Raw genomic sequence first — 17,806 nt, forward strand, 5'->3', positions numbered from 1 at the left:
ACTTTTAAATAAATATTTTTTTCTTAATTCTTAATTATTCATACGCTAATCTCATTATTACATCACAATTAGCTACGTTAATTTTATGACACATCTGTTAGACTATTAAACAGCTATAATTAACATCAAGTAACACGGTTATTTGTAATTATTCTAGGAGTATTCGTGCGTTTATTACCTATTATGACTTTTTCTTTAGTGGGCTTACTCAGTATCACTATTAATGCTAACGCAGACACATTGGCACCCTCTTCTACTATTAGCAGTGTGCCAATTCAAAAAAATAATACTCCAACAAATATAGAGAGTAATTTAGAGCAATCATTACCGAGAAAAAACAACCAATGCAACAAGACATTGAACTATAAGGTTTTTTTTGAAGGGCATGATATCGGCAATTATCAACGTAATTTGGTATGGAATGGTACTCAAGCAGATATTTATACAAAGAGTACTGTTAATGTATTAATCACTACAGCAAAATTAAACCAACATTCAAAGCTGCATTGGTCACCACCACGTCATAGTTTTGTGACAGATTCTTTTGAACGTAATATAAAAGGATTAATGACAGGCAACGTTTCTGCTACTTTTACTGATAACGGTGCAAAATCTACCGTGATTGAAGATGGTAAATCACATCAATTTAGTGAAAATTTATTACCAATTCTTGATGGCGATACGATTGGTGCGCAGATGCGATTAGATATTATGCAAGGTAAGAAGAGTTTTGACTTTATACTGCAAAATAGTGACGACACTAGCCATTACTACTTTAAGGTTATCGGAGAAGAAACAATCGCAACTAATTTTGGTGATATAAAAGCAATTAGAGTTGATCAAATAAAGAAAAAAGATCGTAAACTCTCATTGTGGTTTGCACCTTCAATTGACTATCAACTCGTACGAGCAACTTACAAACGTAAATTACTCGATCTAAAAGCAGTATTAGTCAGTAAAAAAATAATCTGTCCTAACCCTGTTCTAATAAAATAACACGACTATTACGGTATTAAACAGTTATGTAATCACTAGCTGTTTATTGCCGTTATTTTGCTACCGCTTTACTGCCAATAATTTTATAGGCTGGTGTGCCACGAACCAATGTTTCACGGCCAAATACCATCTGACATTCAGGACAAACACAGGCTTGCAGAGTAAAATCTTTACTTATTCTCTCTTTAAAACATTTTACTAATGCGCCCTTTCCACCTTTGCGATATTTAAATAATAACGTTTTACAACGGCCACATATTACATCAACCGTTTTAACCGGCCCTTTTTTATTGGGTTTTGCCATTATATTTATATTCTTATTACGATTGATGAGAACGTATTATTGCAAACTTCACCAATTGATCAATAATTAGCCTGTCCTGTTTAAAAACATGTGCTAGATTACCATATTTAGGTTGGTGGCGATCATTTTCATAAGCATGTTGCCACCCCTTTGTCGTTGATATAAATAACTCAGCAAACTGTGGTGAAATCATTAAACACCCAGCAAGCACTGTATCAACATAAGTTTGAATAATCGGTTTTTTAGGACAGGGGGTACAAAAATTATTATTTGTATACACCCAAACAGTACCTTCTCTTTTGAGTGATTGATCGTCGATAAATGTAATATCTTGCCATGCAATCTCTACTCGTTGATAACCATGCTCACGTTTATCAAACTCAACTAATGCCACAGCATCAATTTCAACTAACACACCGTTACATTGGCCTTGTTCTTGAACAACGACTAATGGCGAAATAGGGTAACTCCCTTCTATCTTACCCCAATATCGCTGTAATCCTTCAACTAACACTGGTATTGCAGCACCGGTGTTTCCCGTTCGTTGTCGTGAAAAGGTATTAATTAAACTACCATAACCAAAAATATACATAACACTCCATATTATAATGACGTTATTGATTAAGAGCTAAAACGGTAACGAAAAAAAATCACTAAAATCCATCCACTGCTGTTGATACCACATTAACGATTTATCATCCATAACTCTAAATTGAATCCCATCATTAGGCTTTACTTGAGCAAGACGGCATAAATCCATTCGCGCAATACATCCTAAAATAGGGTATCCCCCTAATGTTTGACGATCATTTAACAATATAATGGGTAATCCATTCGCTGGAATTTGAATCGCGCCAATAGCAATAGGCTGTGAAATCACTCCTGAGATTACACCCTCAATTTTTGTCCCTTGCAAATGACAGCCCATACGATCAGATGCCGGTGTTACTTGATATTGCTGTTGATAAAAAATATTTTTTTGCGAGAGTGAAAAGCATTCAGCTTGATAACCTTCAATAACATGCAATACAACCTCTGTACTGTAATCTGGAATATAGAGACAAGGTACCGTTGAATATGTCGGTAATAATGGTGCAGCATAAGCCTCAAGAATATCGTCTTTAGCCACAGATTGACCAAATTGTAATCCTCCTAAATGCTCTCGCATAACCGTTGATACACTGCCAAGTACTACCGGAACTTTAAAACCGCCACGAATAGCAAGATAAGTGCGTAACCCATATTTAGCCACACCAAATTGTAATCTTTGCCCTTTATGAAGTAAAAAACTTTGCCATGGCGAAATAGGCTGGCCATCAATCGTTGCTGCCATATCCGCTCCGGTTAATGCACACTGGCAATCTTCTAACGCTTCAAAACAAGCTAAACCAACCGTCAATTCTAATTGGGCGGCATTACTATCATTAGCTAATAAATGATTTGCCCAACAAAATGCATGCAAATCCATTGCTCCACCTTGAGTAATACCTTGTTGAGCAACACCATAACGACCAAGATCTTGTATTAAGGATAATATGCCTGAATTTATTACGACCAAGCCGAGCATATTACACCTCCAAGATCCAAAAATTGCGAGCGCTCAATTGGATCAAATTTCACTTTATCGCCGATCTTAAAACAAGATTGTGGATAAGTGTCGGCTTCAAATACCGACTGTGGGCAATTACCAATAATTTGCCACCCACCAGGACTGCATTGTGGATAAATAGCGGTTTGTTGATCAGCTATCCCCACACTACCAGCAGGAATACATTGCCGCGGTGTAGCATGACGAGAAATAGCGATCTTAGGTTCAACAAGAGATAAAAAAGCAAAGCCCGGCGTAAATCCTATCGCCCCAACATCATAAATTTGGCGACTATGTACTTCAATGACAGCCTCTATCGACAAATGTTTTAATGCCGCTAATACAGGTAAATCAGGACCAACTTCAATATCATAATACACCGATAAATGGTGAACCGTTGCAATAGAAGATCGCTGTTGATACTCATAATCTTGAGACCATATCAAAATAGTTTGTTGTAATTGTTCAAAATCACAGGTACCCAATTTATATTGCAACAACACCTTGGTATATGACGGAATAATCTCAATAATATAAGGAGCATATTGCTGCTGAATATAGACAATAAAATCAGCAATACATTGAGTGATTTCTGGTGCAATAACGGCGCTAAATTCAACCATTAGCGTCCCTTCTGAAATCGGGGTAATTTCCATATGTTTCCCCATTATATTAATGATAATCAATTGATTTTTATGAGTGCTGCTAATTTCTTAATGAGCCTCATTGCTTGCGGATTATCGCCATGTACACACACAGTATCAACATCTAATATTAACCATTCTCCAGTATGTGTTTGTACTTTCCCTTGCAGTAATTGTTGCATCTGTTGTTGAACCTCTGCCACCGAACTTAATACTGCCTGTGGTTGATCTCGTGGCATGAGCATACCCGATGCCAAATATGTTCGATCAGCAAAAGCTTCATAGATTAATGTCACGTTATAACGTTTAGCTATCATTTTATAACGGTGATTATCTTTTCGAGAAAGTACCACCAAAGCCAATGGATGAAGACGATTACAATTGAGTTGACTTAATGTCTCTACAATAACAGTAAAGATCTGGTCATCCTTCATCATATCGTGATAAAGCGCACCATGAGGTTTCACGTAATATAAACAAGAATGATGTAATTGACATAAACTGTCTAGCGCACCAATCTGGTATGCAACCAAATTAGCAATTGAGGTTAAAGAGTGAACAATATGGCGTCGACCAAAACCTAACTTATCATCATAGCTAGGATGAGCACCTAACATAACATCATATAAGTTAGCTAAGTGGATAGTTTCAGCCATCGTATCAGGATCGGATGCATGAAACCCACAAGCAATATTTGCCATTGAAATCATAGCCATTACATCACTATCATTGCCCTTTTTCCATGCACCAAAACTTTCTCCCATATCACAATTTAATTTCATTCGCCCTCCTAGCGCCAACACTATAGCTGTAAATATAATGTCGTTATTCCCTACTGAGTGTAGTATTAAATAACACGAATAATGATTTAAATTATCTACGCTATAACCATGATCAAATAATAAAAAGATAAAAATTCACATGAAGAAGGGCTACCAATGAAAACAATGTTAGTTTTAATCAGTATGGTATTTTTATTATCAGCATGCTCACCCACTATAGGTAGTGAAAAATGGTGTAACCAGCTAAAAGAAAAAGCGAAAGGAGAATGGAGTGCGAATGAAGCCGTACAATTCACCCAAAACTGTATTCTTCGTTCAGATGATGATAAGAATTAAGGCAAATATAATAGGCGAAAAAAAAGCTCATCAAATGATGAGCTTTTTTAAAAGATGGTGCCCCGGGCCGGACTTGAACCGGCACAGCGCGAACGCCGAGGGATTTTAAATCCCTTGTGTCTACCAATTCCACCACCAGGGCACGCAATTCAATGCGATGGGTAAGACACCATCTATAGATACCGCTATCTTAGCCATATCTTTTAATTCTGTTGTTACTATTTCATTTGCAAATAAGCAAATAAAAAGATGGTGCCCCGGGCCGGACTTGAACCGGCACAGCGCGAACGCCGAGGGATTTTAAATCCCTTGTGTCTACCAATTCCACCACCAGGGCACGCAATTTAATGCGATGGGTAAGACACCATCTATAAATATCGCTCTTAAGCCATATTTTTTAATTTTTAGCGATACATGAGGTTCCTGATCTTGTAAAATCAGGCGTGACCTCAACCTTGTTGAGTCACCTCTTGTATTGCTGAACACTGACAATGTCAATATTCTTAAAATTGGAGCGACACACGAGGTTCGAACTCGTGACCTCAACCTTGGCAAGGTTGCGCTCTACCAGCTGAGCTAGTGTCGCAAGAGGAAGTATGGAGGCGCGTCCCGGAGTCGAACCGAGGTACACGGATTTGCAATCCGCTGCATAGCCACTCTGCCAACGCGCCATATTTCCTAACCGATGAAACGTTGTTGTTTCGCGGTATGGGGTGCATTCTACGGATTACTGTAGATGAGTCAACTGCATTTTTTGATTTTACGATCGTTTGATTATTTTACATACAAAACAAGCCATTCCGATCACATGCTGCACAATGAATTATCTATCTACATAATATCGCGCATTGAATCAGACGGAATAATCGCATCAGAACATGTTGTTACTCGATGACTGAGTTTTTGTGCCAACAATAATGACTGTGAAATCGATTGTTGGTTAATTCGAGCAGCAAGGTAACCAGCAACAAAAGCATTATCTACTATCTGATCGCCATACTGCACCGCTAGCTTGATACTTGCGACCCGTAATAGTGCATCAGAACGAATCACTAAACTGCACACCGTACATTCTGTTCTATTCGCTTGTTTAAATACAACCTCGCGACAACCCCATTTGATATAACGCTGAGTTAAATAACGTGAGCTTCCCCAAATTCTCATTTCATCATTTAAATCAACAAACGCGATATCAGCATAAGAAAATAGTTTTTCATACCAATACTGTGCTTGTTTCGTTGACCAAAGATCAGCACGGAAACTATTATCTAAGTAAACTTTACCGCCTTCTCTCTTATGTATTTCAAGTAAACTTAATAGCAATGTTTTATCATCATCAGTCAAAGCCGCAATGCTACTACCACTTATATAAATCGCTCCATAATCATTATTCGTCAGGGCTCGATTTAATAATGCTGGGCCATAAGTAAAATAATATCGCATCGCATTATCTTTATTCCAATAATGATGATGTTGCAGACCATGGCTATCTGTTTCAATAAAACATAAATTAGGAAATTTTGTTGCTAAACATTTTACTAAGCTTGTATCAATATTTTCTCGTTGCCAACATTGCAGCATGCTCATTGATATTTTTTCAATACCAATACATGTCGCATAACTAACACTAATAGCACGCGAACCGCCTAATCGAGCCAAATATAAAGCTCGATTAACCACATTACCACCATATGTTTGATATCGAGGTGAATGGTTAAGCTCAACTAATGCTTCCCCAAAAAAAACAATCTTCATATTTTCCCTCGCTAGAGATAGCGATAAATAATAATACGCCGATTAACATTGACTCATTAAAAGCGTAATACATTCCGTTTTATCTCTACCCTCACAATACTCTAGATTTAAGTTTTTTTTAGATGATAATAGGGCTTATTTAATAATAACAAAATATCCCTAATTATTAATATTTTGGCACTATTTTATGCTACTCATTAATGTTTATATTTATGATCAGTATCTCTTAAATCACTAGGGGCTATTGATTGACAATATCAAATAATCATCAATGCTTACTTATCAATAAATATTAGTATTAACAATTACAGCTGTAATCGTTAATACTAACAATATGTGATTTCCACTCTGGCATAGGTTACAATTCCAAGAGTGATAGGCTATTTAAGTACCAATAAGATCTATCGCTCTCTAATTATTATCTGCGGAGCCTTGCTCCTGTTTTTTATTGATATGGACTGAGATATGGAAGCAGAACAAACAGAAATACTTAATTTTATCAGCCAATACCCACCTTTCGACTTGCTACCAGAAGAACAATTGAATGAAATAGCAATCGAAATTGAAGTGGCTTATCACCGCGCAGACAGTATGATTTTAAATCTCGGTGATAGCATTAATGATTTATTTCTTATTCGTAGTGGTGCTGTTGAAGTTTATCGCCGTAAAGGGGAATTATATAACCGTCTAGATGAAGGTGATATTTTTGGGCAAATGGGATTATTAATGAATAATCGCGTAAGAATGCCAGCCAAAGCATTAGAAGACACCCTACTCTATTGCGTGCCAGGTACTCTTTTTACCAAACTCTGTGACGATTATGATAGTTTTGCCGACTTTGTTGAAGTCGATGATGGCTCTCGTCTACGGCATGCAGTATCACGTCAAAATGATGAAAATGACTTAACCACATCAAAAGTGCGCACCCTACTCACACGTGATGCGGTGATCCTTGATCAAAATGCAACCATTCAAGTTGCCGCTCAAACAATGGCAGAAGAAGGGATCTCTGCCCTGCTCATCTGTGATGAAAATATCACTGACGATGATGATGATAATGACTTAATCGTTGGCATTATTACTGATCGTGATTTGTGTACCCGCGTTTTAGCGCTTGGTGTCTCAACCGCCGAGCCTGTTTCGACAGTAATGTCAGCAGAACCAATTACTCTTGATCATAATGCTTATGTGTTTGAAGCCATGTTAACCATGCTACGCTCTAACATCCATCACTTACCCGTCATGCGCAATAAACATCCAGTGGGTATTATTAGTGTCTCTGACATTGTGCGCTATGAATCACAAAATAGCTTATTACTCGTCAGCAGCATTTATCAGCAACAATCAGTAGAAGAATTAGCTGTTCTCTCAACTCAAGTTAAAGATTGTTTTGTACGAATGGTCAATGAAGATGCTAACTCTCATATGATTGGTAGCGCGATGGCTGAAATCGGGCGTAGCTTTAAACAACGTCTACTTGAACTTGCAGAAGAAAAATATGGCCCCCCCCCTGTGCCTTATTGTTTTCTTGCTCTCGGTTCAATGGCACGTGATGAACAACTGATTGTGACCGATCAAGATAACGCTATCATTCTTGATAACAACTTCAATTATGACAAACATAATGCTTATTTTGAGCAACTATCTAAATTTGTTTGTGATGGATTAGCTGAATGTGGCTATACCTATTGTACTGGCGATATTATGGCAACCAACCCAGAATGGCGTAAAACGCGTCAACAATGGGAAGATTGTTTCGCTGAATGGATTGATAACCCTAAGCCAGTCGCATTACTTAACAGCTCAATCTTTTTTGATCTTGGTGGTGTATGGGGCAAAACTAAATGGGCCAAACAATTAAATGGCTTCATTGTTCGTCGAGCACGAAATAGCTCTCGTTTCTTGTCCTGTCTTGCACGTAACGCTTTAAACCGCACCCCTCCATTGGGATTTTTTAAAGATTTTGTTATGGAAAAAGATGGTCGACATAATAACTCAATCAACCTAAAGCGCCGTGGTACGGCACCATTAGCTGATTTAATTCGTGTCCATGCACTTGCGGTCGGTTCTCGTTCACAAAACTCACTTGAACGTCTTGATGATATTATCGATAGCGGTATTTTACCGCCAGGTCGAGCACAAGACTTACGTGATGCAATGGAATACATTTCTTTAGTGCGTATTCGCCACCAAGCATTAGATATTGAAGCAGGTATTGAGCCAGATAACAGCATTGAGCCTGAAAATATGTCTGATTTTGAACGTAGAAATTTAAAAGACGCATTCCAGATATTGAGTAAAGCGCAAAACTTTGTGAAGTTTCGCTATCAATCAGCCCGATAATAAAAAGAGCCGTTCATGTTTCATCACGGATCAAAACAACCTACTTCTGCACACTTTACACGTAATATGCCAGTACCAGACTGGCATTTACGTTTTAAAACATTAGCGCAAGAAGCACAAGATAGCCGCATTAAATCTTATTATGAGACAGGTATTGTCTCTGAAGATACGCCACTGAGTGAGGTGCCTTTTGTTGCTCTCGACTTTGAAACAACAGGACTCAACTCAGAAATAGATGACATTGTTAGTATAGGATTAGTCCCTTTTGACTTACACCGTATTTATTGCCGCCAATCGCAACACTGGGTGGTAAAACCTAAGGTAAAATTAGAAGAAGACTCGGTTGTTATTCATGGTATTACCCACTCTGATGTGCAACAAGCACCTGACTTACGCCGTATCCTTGAATCAGTGCTAGACGCTTTGGCTGGAAAAGTGGTTGTCGTTCATTATAAAAATATTGAACGCCAATTTATGGATCGCGCCTTAGACATTCGTTTAGGCGAAGGAATTCAATTTCCAGTTGTTGATACTTTAGCTATTGAAGCAACCATTCAGCAGCAACAAATTAGTGGTTTGTGGAATAAATTAAAAGGTAAACGCCCAGGTTCAGTACGACTAGGTAAATGCCGTTCCCGTTATGGCCTTCCAGCCTATCAGCCACATCATGCGCTAACCGATTCTTTAGCGACTGCTGAATTACTTCAAGCACAAATCGCTTATCATTTTACACCTGAGACACCTATTGGATACCTTTGGGAATAAACAACACCTTTTCTATTCTCTTTCCATAAAAAAGCAGCCATTCAGTAAATATTCTGAATGGCTGCTTTTTTTATAACATTAACTTTATTACAACGAATGAACGAAAAGGCTATTTACGCTCAGTCCTAAAGCCCATCAATAAACTGACACACATAAGTAATAAAATAAATGTAAACGGTAATGCTGTCGAAATCGTACCGGCTTGTAATGCTTCAATAGCTTGAGTACCACCGACCCATAATAAAGCAATAGCAATAACACCTTCAACGGCTGCCCAGAAAATACGTTGAGCAACAGGGTTATCAACTTTACCACCAGCGGTAATACTATCGATTACCAATGAACCTGAATCTGATGATGTTACAAAGAACACCAGAATTAGAATCACTGAAATGAACGATAAAATAGTACCAAATGGTAATGCGTCGTACATTTCAAACATCGCTAATGGTACTTGAGTAATACCTTTAGTACCTAATGTACCAATATGATCCATAATTTGGTGAATAGCTTGGCCACCAAATACTGACATCCAAACAATCGTTACTACTGTTGGAATAATCAATACTGCAATTAAAAATTCACGAACAGTACGACCTTTTGAGATACGCGCAATGAATGAGCCTACAAATGGTGACCATGAAATCCACCAAGCCCAGTAAACAACCGTCCAAGCATGCATCCATTTTTCATCAGTACGATCATAAGGGTTACTTAGCGGAATAAAGTTTTCAATATAGCCCATTACTGTTTTTGGAATCGTATCAATAGAAATAGCAAAACCAACCAGTGCAACAAATATTAATAAGACAACAGCAACCATCATATTAATGTTACTGAGTAATTTAACACCTGAATCGATACCTTTCGCTACAGAAAAAATAGCGACACAAGTAACTACAATGATAATACCAATTTGCAGTTCTAAACCGCCATGAGTACCAAATACATGATTAATACCACTTGCCGCTTGTTGTGCGCCTAAGCCTAATGACGTAGCTAAACCAAATAGTGTTGCCAATACAGCAAGAATATCGATGATGTGGCCAGCCCAACCCCAAGTGCGATCACCAAGAATAGGATAAAACACAGAGCGAATAGAAAGTGGTAATCCCTTATTGTAAGCAAAATATGCCATTGATAAGGCAACAACACCATAAATAGCCCAAGGGTGGAGACCCCAATGGTACATGGTTGCACCCATCGCGACTTTAAATGCTTCAGGTGTTTCAGGGGTAACGTTCAAAGGTGTTGAACCGCCCCAACCTGTGAAATATGCAGCAGGTTCAGCCACACTCCAAAACATCAAGCCAATACCCATACCTGCGGCAAATAGCATTGATAGCCATGATAATGTTGTATGCTCAGCTTCAGCATCTTTACCGCCGAGACGGATACGTCCATACGGTGAAACAATTAATGCTAAACAAAAGAAGACAAAGAAATTACCAGCCCAAATAAATAAAGAGGCGAATTGGTTAACAATGGCACCTTTTACACTGTCTAATGTTGCTTTTGCGGTGGCTGGATCTGAAATTAAAATCGCAACTAAAAAAATGACTATTAATCCAGCGCTCACACCAAAAACGGCGTTATGTACATCGAATCCCCACTTTTGGACATTATCTTGGCCAATCGTGTAATCCGTATTATTTATACTATATTTATCGTGTTTACTCATTATTACGTCCTGTTAGATATCGCCCCAATCATAATATTTAGTCATGTAAATAAAAATTAAAGCGCCATTATATAACCACTAGTAGACAAGAACTGTCAATAGAGAGACAAAACAACCAAATAGCCTAAAATGGCTGATTTTCAGCCTAAAATAAAGCAATTACATTGACTATTTTTAGTCGCAACAATAGTTTTTTCTTTCGTACTCTAACCATCTATTGCTACAACTTTAGTTCATTTGAAATTTTTAACTACTTTTTATAAGTGATTATAGTAAATTACATTAGGTTTTATTATTTTTAATCAATGAATTAGAAATAATATTTACCAAAAATAAAAGAAACCATTATCAATACAAAGAAACAAAGAATATGGGTGTTAACTTACTATTTTATAAAAATGAAGAAGCCCATAATTGACTAATCGCTTTTGCAGTAAATAATAAAGCTTATTGATAGAAGAAGACGACCTAAAAACAACATATATTTAATTAGTAAGTTTTCAAAAATCAATCAATTTAGGTTATTTTTTGACCAATAAAGACATGAATCACGACGAATATTCGCGATTAAGCAAACTCAAGTGAGATAAAAGTACACCCTTTTAAACAACCAATACCTGGTTTTTCACTCTGTTCAGGTGTAATAAGTACCAATGGTTGTCTGCATTGTTCACAAGCCACAACTTTACCCTGCATCACTTTTTTTATCACCGCATGTTGGTCACTAAATGACTGTTTAGTTTGTTTATTTAATTGCGAAAAATCTAATTTCATCGTCTATTACTCTAAGATTAATATAAAAAGGGGAAGCTTTCTCCCCCTCTTTGATAACTATATGATGGTAATTTTATAACTCAAAATCATCAAAACTAGTCTTATCTACCTGACGCTCAAGAAAGGCAACCAAATCGTCATGCCCGCCAATGTAATGACCATCTAAAATAATTTGTGGCACTGTACGTACGCTAACATTCGCAATATGTTGAATAAAATCCACCATAACGGTTTTTGTTAACTCTTGACCTAATACTAATGTTGAATACTCAGTACCTTGCTGATCCAATAGTAGTTTTGCTTTTACACAATATGGGCAATTAGGCTGAGTAATGATTACATTTTTGTATTCACTTAATTGTTCAATCGTCAAACCATGGTCGCTATTCATAGACTTATCTATCTTCAGTATTAAAAATGGCATTAACGATAAAACAATCTACGTTACGAGTAAAATCTATAAACAGCACAACCCCAAAAACAATCAAAAAAGTACAAATATCACTCAATTATTGCAATTTAATAACACTCAGATAGAAAACTTACAAACAGCATAAGTTTGACAAACAAGTTAACACTTTTTACTTAAGCACATATTGAATAATCAATGAAAATAGATGATATTAATCAGATATAGAAATAAGTTATTGCCTATAAAACATTTTTTATCACTGCCAATATTTTATAAATACACGTTTTCGACATTCATTATTTATATACGGACGTATTGATAATTCATAAGATTCAAAAAGGAGAACACTGGTGGATATTTCAGCTGTCACACATCAAACATACAATAAAGGTGAACTTACGCAGCTATTGGATATTGCCCGTGACGCCATTCGAGGTCATTTTTCAGAAAAAGCAATTTCAACATCAGCACCTAAACTTGAGCACTATACGCGTAAAATGCTGCAACCTGCAGCATGCTTTGTAACATTAGAAGTCAAAGGTCAACTGCAAGGCTGTATTGGCTCTACAATTGCGACTAAACCTTTAATATTAGAAATGCACAATAAAGCCATTGGCAGTGCTTATGAAGATCGCCGCTTTATGCCTCTAGCAGAAGATCAACTTGATGATTTAAGCATTGAGGTAGAGGTACTATCGCCGTTAGTTATACAGCCATTCACTACTGAAGCTGAATTAGCCGAGTATTTATCTCATAACAAGCAAGGTGTACTGCTGACAGATCGACATGTACAAACAATTGTATTACCTAGTGCTTGGCGTCGAGGGTTATCAACCCCTCAATTTATACAATTACTCAAACAAAAAGCCGGTTGGTCTGCTAATTATTGGTCTGACACTATGGTAATTAAAACATTTACTACCTGCGCACTTAAAGAGAATTTCAACACTATCCGCGGTAAATATTTTTAAGCAATCATGTAAAATAGTATCAATATAAAATGACTAAAATATTTAGTCATTTTATCATTGCCATAACATTACACTCATAAAATATGGCATACTTTACGTAAATTCAACTTTAATTAAAAATACACGCTGTATTTTATTATGACTTTAATGGGGTTTTATGCGTAAATTTTTATATCCATTTTTAACCGGATTTATTCTATTAATAACACTAAGTGGCTGTAATAGTACTCCCAAAGAAACCACTAATGGTTGGGTTAAGCTAGCAACTAAAACAGCTAACTTTCAAACAGATACTGATAAAATAACAATCAATTCACTATTTAATTCAAACCATTATGATTCTCTTAAATTAACCTGCACTCAAGGTTCGGTACAAATAGATTCTATTCAAGTTAATTATGCCGATGGCCATGTTCAAAAACTATCGACATTAGGATTACTCACGAGTAATAGTTCTACACGCGCAATGTCTCTTGATCGCGATCAAAATAAAATAAAATCGATTGAATTGACATATAACAGTATCGGTAATGCAACGCTAAATTTAGCGGGTGTAACAAAAAAAGCCAAGCTTGAAATTTGGGCAAAAAAATCGACTGAAACCAATAAATAAAACAGATATAAAGTGGAACAATCGTTATTGTTCCGCTTTTATTATAATGCTGGTTTAGTCAGTTTTATATCTACCCAAACAAGTCGATGGTCAGACCCGGCGGTAGGTTTTTCTCGCCCTTTCTCATCGAGCATTAATTGTCGTAATGGGTGATCTTTTTCAGGCCAAAATACACCGCTTTTAACTACCGTTAAATTAGATGATGGCAAAACATAATCTAAACGCATGCCACCTAAATGCGTCCATTCATTATTACGCCCTTTACGTCGCTGCCATGGGCGATGTTCACATCCACCGACACTTTTAGGTGTCAATGGTCCATGGCTTACCTGTTGATGGATCCGTGGGTGATTAAGCAAGTATTTAATGGGTGTTTTTAAACCATCGCCATCAATAACATCAGCATTTAAATCACCTAACACTACAAACGGCTGCTCAGAATGTAGCCCACCAGCCATGCCTATATCATCTTTTAAATAATCAGCGTCATCAATAATATCGCAAATTAATTGGATCTCATCATGGTTACGTTTAGCATTACGACGTTCAGGTCCATCAAAAACAGGGGGCGTCGGATGACAACATACAAGGTTTATTACTTGTTGCTCGATTTGTATTGGTACACAAAGGTGATTTTTAGACGATAACCGCAATATACTTACCGCTTCAGGACTGTAAAAATCACGCGGAATCAATGCGTTTGGCATAGTGTTCCACAGCAGATGTTGCCATGAACGGACATTATTATCTTGAATAGGGTATTTAGATAATAATACAAAACCAAAATTACCGTGAAAATGTCCAAATCCCATTCCATCAGCTGGCAATGAAATCATACCGTCCTGATTAAGATCAAGCTCTGTTAATAAACCTGTATTGGTTGCTGGGCACAAATGGTATGGGTACTCAATAGGCTCCTGCCCATATTGAGAAACCGCTAAATAATTATCACAGAAGTGAGCCAAAGCACCATCGTCTCCCCCTTCTCCGAGATGATCAAACTCACACAACAATATCACATCAGGTGCGACATGTTGAATAGTGGCTGCGAGACGCTGTAAACGAGTAATATTAGGATTTGCTGTTAATGCTAATATTTTTCCCGGTTCACTGTCTGACATCGAAATATTAAACATTGCCACACGCAGTGATTGATTACGATTAGACGCAGATTTCACTCAAAATTCTCATATACATATGCTTTTATGCTGAGCATTGTAATCGTCATTAACTATACCGCCAATAATAAACACCAAATTTATAAATAAAGCAGATTACCTATTACCTATTACCTATTACCGTATTCAATGCTAACCGAATCTGTTTAGCATCATAACTTGCTCGATGTTTAACGGAACCTTGGCGATCAAGAGCTAATTGAAAACACGCACGATCAATACCATTATGTTGTTTTAACCAACAACAAATTTCTGTCAGCATAAATGACGGCCGCATATGAGCGGCATGATATAGCCGACCTAACCAAAATAAATCCCACTCACTATCACAAAACACCAATTCATACTGCCCTAAAACAGCATTAAGATGCTGGCAAACATCGACAACTTGTTTGCCATCTCGCTCTAGTTCATCGCGTGTAATGCCATGAATGTGTGATTCTGAAAAGGTATCCCAATGCACCCACTCATCACTCGCTGATAATGGATTAATTAATAAACTATTATCAACACCACTTGGTAATGAATAACCTACCTCTATTGGATAAGAAAATTCGGAGAGTCCTGATGCTTCAAAATCTAACGTCGCCCACATTACACACTCCCGCTTAGGAAAGATTATATTAATTGTCGCATTTATGATTTTTGTAGCACTTATTAATGACAATAAACTCAATACAAATTAAATGTAGACAGTTACATAATAATTACCAAAAAATAGGAGTTTTGTTTTTATGCAACTAAGAAAGAATTAAGTTTATTTAAATAAATCCCTTATATATCAATAAATACACTCTGTAGATAGGTGTTCACTTTTGTTAGGTATATAATAGCAAAAGAATCAATATCAACGGGTCTCATAATGATTACATCACCTACACCTATACTTGGTTTCGCTGGTTTTAGTGGTTCAGGAAAGACGACACTTCTTGAACAACTGATCCCTCTTCTTAAACAACACAACTTACAAATAGGGTTACTCAAACACAGCCATCATGATATTGATCCAGACACACCAGGAAAAGATAGCTACCGTTTACGTCATGCGGGTTGTAGTCAAACCTTACTTGCCACTAAATCTCGCCACATGCTGTATTTTGAATACCCACAAGCAGAACGCCAAGATCCTGAATTAAATCATTGTCTAAGCCAACTTAATCATGATCTATTAGATCTTATTTTAATTGAAGGCTTTCGTGACCAACCCTTTCCAAAAATAGAGATTCATCGCCCAAGTTACGGTAAACCTCTGCTCTATCCTACAGACAATACAATTTTAGCCTTTGCCAGTGATCAGCCAGCACCTGCAAACTGTGCATTACCACAGCTAGATTTAAATAACCCTCAGAATATTTGCCAATTTATTATTGAATGGTTGGCACTATAACTATCAACAAATAATATCGATATAAAAATACCGCCACTGAGATATGCTAAATGGCGGTATTTTTGTATTTAATTTATTTTCTAACTGATATTACGACTGTATTTTTTAGCAGCAAAGATCATCACTCCAACATGGTTATCATGCCGATAAGTGAGCGCCAATTTCCCTGCAAAATACGTAAACTGAGTCACATTAGCTAACTGTTCAAAATAACGCTTTTGACGATGTACTGATAAAGGGTCATCACATTTACGATTCGTAATTGCCGCATGTTGTTCTAATACATCAATAAAACCTGGTCGTAATAGTGCGTTCACCGTAACGGTATAATTATTACAATCGACCATACCAACAAAATGGCCATTAATATAACGCAAGCTAATTTTACTGTCGTCAGTGACAGGATCACCATAGCGCCAACTTTCAAGACGCCAATCCGTATTAGCTAATATTGCTGGAGTTAATCTAACAATGGCTTGATTACTCGGAACCTCAACCAATTTATTATGATTTAAATGCCAAATTCGCCGCGCAATATCCCCAGGACAACACGCAGGATCTTGTTTTCCAGCTTGAATAACATCTAAAATTAGAGCGTTATTTTTAATCGTTAAATCTTTAACGCGTACCCTATCGCCCACATATTGAGTCGCAATGTTAACTAATTTACCATGCTGATAAGCCATTATAGCTAAATATAAAAATTGACCACTTCCACCAGGAGAATAATTTAACAGTACTACCGCCATAGGATCTTTATGAGCATCCAATTGACCGATTGCACTTAAATCACCTAATAACATCACTTGTGGCATGACGTTTCCCCCTGGTTGATAAGGATCGCCAGCCCATAAGCCCTGTTGCAAATGAATAGTACTATCAATACCATCTATTCCACGATAATAGGCCTGTTGTAATGCTGATAATGAATAATCGAATGAATGAGCCGTTGCCGTTAAAGAAGATGTTTTTGAAGTTAATATCAAGCTAGAGGAGGCAGGTGAACTTGCATCAGGGGTTATTGTTGTCATCTCTGCTGCCATTAACGTTGAACTATAAATCGTTAATAAGCTTATAAATGCAGAGAGCAAACGTTTCATATGTGTTCCTCATTAATGCTTCAAATCAATGTCTAATAATAAGATCATGTCGTAATACTTTTCTGACATAAAACCTGCGTAATAGTTCCTCACAAATACGGATATAGCACTTCTTTAGCGAGTATTAATCATTAAGTCGCTTAAAAATTAGTGAACTCCAATTGTATTACATTTTGA

The 17,806-nt window shown here is 37.0% G+C and carries 19 protein-coding genes and 4 tRNA genes; 7 read left to right on the forward strand and 16 right to left on the reverse strand.

The genetic code is table 11. The features are described from left to right. Nucleotides 1-165 precede the first annotated feature (165 nt). A complete protein-coding gene (locus tag CZ809_RS11560; protein ID WP_080157797.1) occupies nt 166-996 on the forward strand; it encodes a DUF3108 domain-containing protein in 831 nt (276 codons plus the stop codon). A 52-nt stretch (nt 997-1,048) separates the two neighbouring features. On the opposite strand, the gene CZ809_RS11565 is transcribed toward CZ809_RS11560, so the two are convergent. Genes CZ809_RS11565 through CZ809_RS11585 form a run of 5 tightly spaced genes read right to left on the reverse strand, consistent with a single transcriptional unit; the run spans nt 1,049 to nt 4,314 of the window. Next, entirely contained in the window at nt 1,049-1,300 is a 252-nt protein-coding gene (locus CZ809_RS11565) for a hypothetical protein (RefSeq protein WP_080157798.1), read from the reverse strand. A 16-nt stretch (nt 1,301-1,316) separates the two neighbouring features. Next, nucleotides 1,317-1,892: a gamma-glutamylcyclotransferase family protein gene (locus tag CZ809_RS11570; protein ID WP_080157799.1), complete on the reverse strand. Its 576-nt coding sequence runs from the start codon at nt 1,890-1,892 to the stop codon at nt 1,317-1,319. Nucleotides 1,893-1,928: 36 nt separating this feature from the next. After that, complete coding sequence (locus CZ809_RS11575) at nt 1,929-2,867, reverse strand: 5-oxoprolinase subunit C family protein (RefSeq protein ID WP_080157800.1); 939 nt, start codon at nt 2,865-2,867, stop codon at nt 1,929-1,931. Further along, nucleotides 2,849-3,544 (reverse strand): 5-oxoprolinase subunit B family protein, encoded by a 696-nt coding sequence (locus tag CZ809_RS11580; RefSeq protein WP_080157801.1) that lies wholly within the window; start codon nt 3,542-3,544, stop codon nt 2,849-2,851. Before CZ809_RS11580 ends, CZ809_RS11575 begins: the two co-directional genes overlap by 19 nt. Before the next feature lie 26 nt (nt 3,545-3,570). Next, nucleotides 3,571-4,314, reverse strand: a complete 744-nt coding sequence (locus CZ809_RS11585; protein WP_080157802.1) for a 5-oxoprolinase subunit PxpA — start codon at nt 4,312-4,314, stop codon at nt 3,571-3,573. 156 nt (nt 4,315-4,470) lie between these two features. Here CZ809_RS11585 and CZ809_RS11590 point away from each other — a divergent pair, with 156 nt between their 5' ends. After that, nucleotides 4,471-4,650, forward strand: a complete 180-nt coding sequence (locus tag CZ809_RS11590; RefSeq protein ID WP_080157803.1) for a DUF3012 domain-containing protein — start codon at nt 4,471-4,473, stop codon at nt 4,648-4,650. A gap of 55 nt (nt 4,651-4,705) precedes the next feature. Here CZ809_RS11590 and CZ809_RS11595 read toward each other — a convergent pair. The 5 genes from CZ809_RS11595 to CZ809_RS11615 all read right to left on the reverse strand — a co-directional run bounded on the left by CZ809_RS11595 (nt 4,706) and on the right by CZ809_RS11615 (nt 6,405). After that, nucleotides 4,706-4,792, reverse strand: a tRNA-Leu gene (locus CZ809_RS11595). A 108-nt stretch (nt 4,793-4,900) separates the two neighbouring features. Continuing rightward, nucleotides 4,901-4,987 (reverse strand) — tRNA-Leu (locus CZ809_RS11600). A 173-nt stretch (nt 4,988-5,160) separates the two neighbouring features. Next, nucleotides 5,161-5,236 (reverse strand) — tRNA-Gly (locus tag CZ809_RS11605). An 11-nt stretch (nt 5,237-5,247) separates the two neighbouring features. Continuing rightward, nucleotides 5,248-5,321 (reverse strand) — tRNA-Cys (locus tag CZ809_RS11610). A 160-nt stretch (nt 5,322-5,481) separates the two neighbouring features. Then, nucleotides 5,482-6,405: a PfkB family carbohydrate kinase gene (locus tag CZ809_RS11615; protein ID WP_080157804.1), complete on the reverse strand. Its 924-nt coding sequence runs from the start codon at nt 6,403-6,405 to the stop codon at nt 5,482-5,484. A 465-nt stretch (nt 6,406-6,870) separates the two neighbouring features. Between CZ809_RS11615 and CZ809_RS11620 the strand changes: the two genes are divergently transcribed. Further along, on the forward strand, nt 6,871-8,748 hold the full coding sequence (locus tag CZ809_RS11620; protein ID WP_080157805.1) for a DUF294 nucleotidyltransferase-like domain-containing protein: 1,878 nt from the start codon (nt 6,871-6,873) through the stop codon (nt 8,746-8,748). Between the two features lie 15 nt (nt 8,749-8,763). Continuing rightward, nucleotides 8,764-9,513: a 3'-5' exonuclease gene (locus CZ809_RS11625; RefSeq protein WP_080157806.1), complete on the forward strand. Its 750-nt coding sequence runs from the start codon at nt 8,764-8,766 to the stop codon at nt 9,511-9,513. Between the two features lie 109 nt (nt 9,514-9,622). Here CZ809_RS11625 and CZ809_RS11630 read toward each other — a convergent pair whose 3' ends face one another. The 3 genes from CZ809_RS11630 to CZ809_RS11640 all read right to left on the reverse strand — a co-directional run bounded on the left by CZ809_RS11630 (nt 9,623) and on the right by CZ809_RS11640 (nt 12,359). After that, a complete protein-coding gene (locus CZ809_RS11630; RefSeq protein ID WP_080157807.1) occupies nt 9,623-11,194 on the reverse strand; it encodes a BCCT family transporter in 1,572 nt (523 codons plus the stop codon). 567 nt (nt 11,195-11,761) lie between these two features. Further along, nucleotides 11,762-11,968, reverse strand: a complete 207-nt coding sequence (locus CZ809_RS11635; RefSeq protein ID WP_080157808.1) for a hypothetical protein — start codon at nt 11,966-11,968, stop codon at nt 11,762-11,764. A gap of 73 nt (nt 11,969-12,041) precedes the next feature. After that, nucleotides 12,042-12,359, reverse strand: coding sequence for a glutaredoxin domain-containing protein (locus tag CZ809_RS11640; protein WP_080157809.1), 318 nt, complete (start codon nt 12,357-12,359; stop codon nt 12,042-12,044). A 371-nt stretch (nt 12,360-12,730) separates the two neighbouring features. Here CZ809_RS11640 and amrA point away from each other — a divergent pair, with 371 nt between their 5' ends. Together amrA and CZ809_RS11650 are read left to right on the forward strand one after the other, a co-directional pair. Beyond that, complete coding sequence (gene amrA, locus CZ809_RS11645) at nt 12,731-13,351, forward strand: AmmeMemoRadiSam system protein A (protein ID WP_080157810.1); 621 nt, start codon at nt 12,731-12,733, stop codon at nt 13,349-13,351. Nucleotides 13,352-13,508: 157 nt separating this feature from the next. Further along, on the forward strand, nt 13,509-13,964 hold the full coding sequence (locus CZ809_RS11650; protein ID WP_080157811.1) for a DUF2541 family protein: 456 nt from the start codon (nt 13,509-13,511) through the stop codon (nt 13,962-13,964). Nucleotides 13,965-14,005: 41 nt separating this feature from the next. On the opposite strand, the gene CZ809_RS11655 is transcribed toward CZ809_RS11650, so the two are convergent. Beyond that, a complete protein-coding gene (locus tag CZ809_RS11655; protein WP_306341424.1) occupies nt 14,006-15,142 on the reverse strand; it encodes an endonuclease/exonuclease/phosphatase family protein in 1,137 nt (378 codons plus the stop codon). Between the two features lie 103 nt (nt 15,143-15,245). Further along, nucleotides 15,246-15,737, reverse strand: a complete 492-nt coding sequence (locus CZ809_RS11660; RefSeq protein ID WP_080157812.1) for a hypothetical protein — start codon at nt 15,735-15,737, stop codon at nt 15,246-15,248. 267 nt (nt 15,738-16,004) lie between these two features. Here CZ809_RS11660 and mobB point away from each other — a divergent pair, with 267 nt between their 5' ends. Then, entirely contained in the window at nt 16,005-16,529 is a 525-nt protein-coding gene (gene mobB / locus CZ809_RS11665) for a molybdopterin-guanine dinucleotide biosynthesis protein B (RefSeq protein ID WP_080157813.1), read from the forward strand. 80 nt (nt 16,530-16,609) lie between these two features. On the opposite strand, the gene CZ809_RS11670 is transcribed toward mobB, so the two are convergent. Further along, complete coding sequence (locus CZ809_RS11670; protein WP_080157814.1) at nt 16,610-17,629, reverse strand: META domain-containing protein; 1,020 nt, start codon at nt 17,627-17,629, stop codon at nt 16,610-16,612. Nucleotides 17,630-17,806: the final 177 nt, after the last annotated feature.

This window comes from Photobacterium piscicola, assembly GCF_900166965.1.
Classification (GTDB): domain Bacteria; phylum Pseudomonadota; class Gammaproteobacteria; order Enterobacterales; family Vibrionaceae; genus Photobacterium; species Photobacterium piscicola.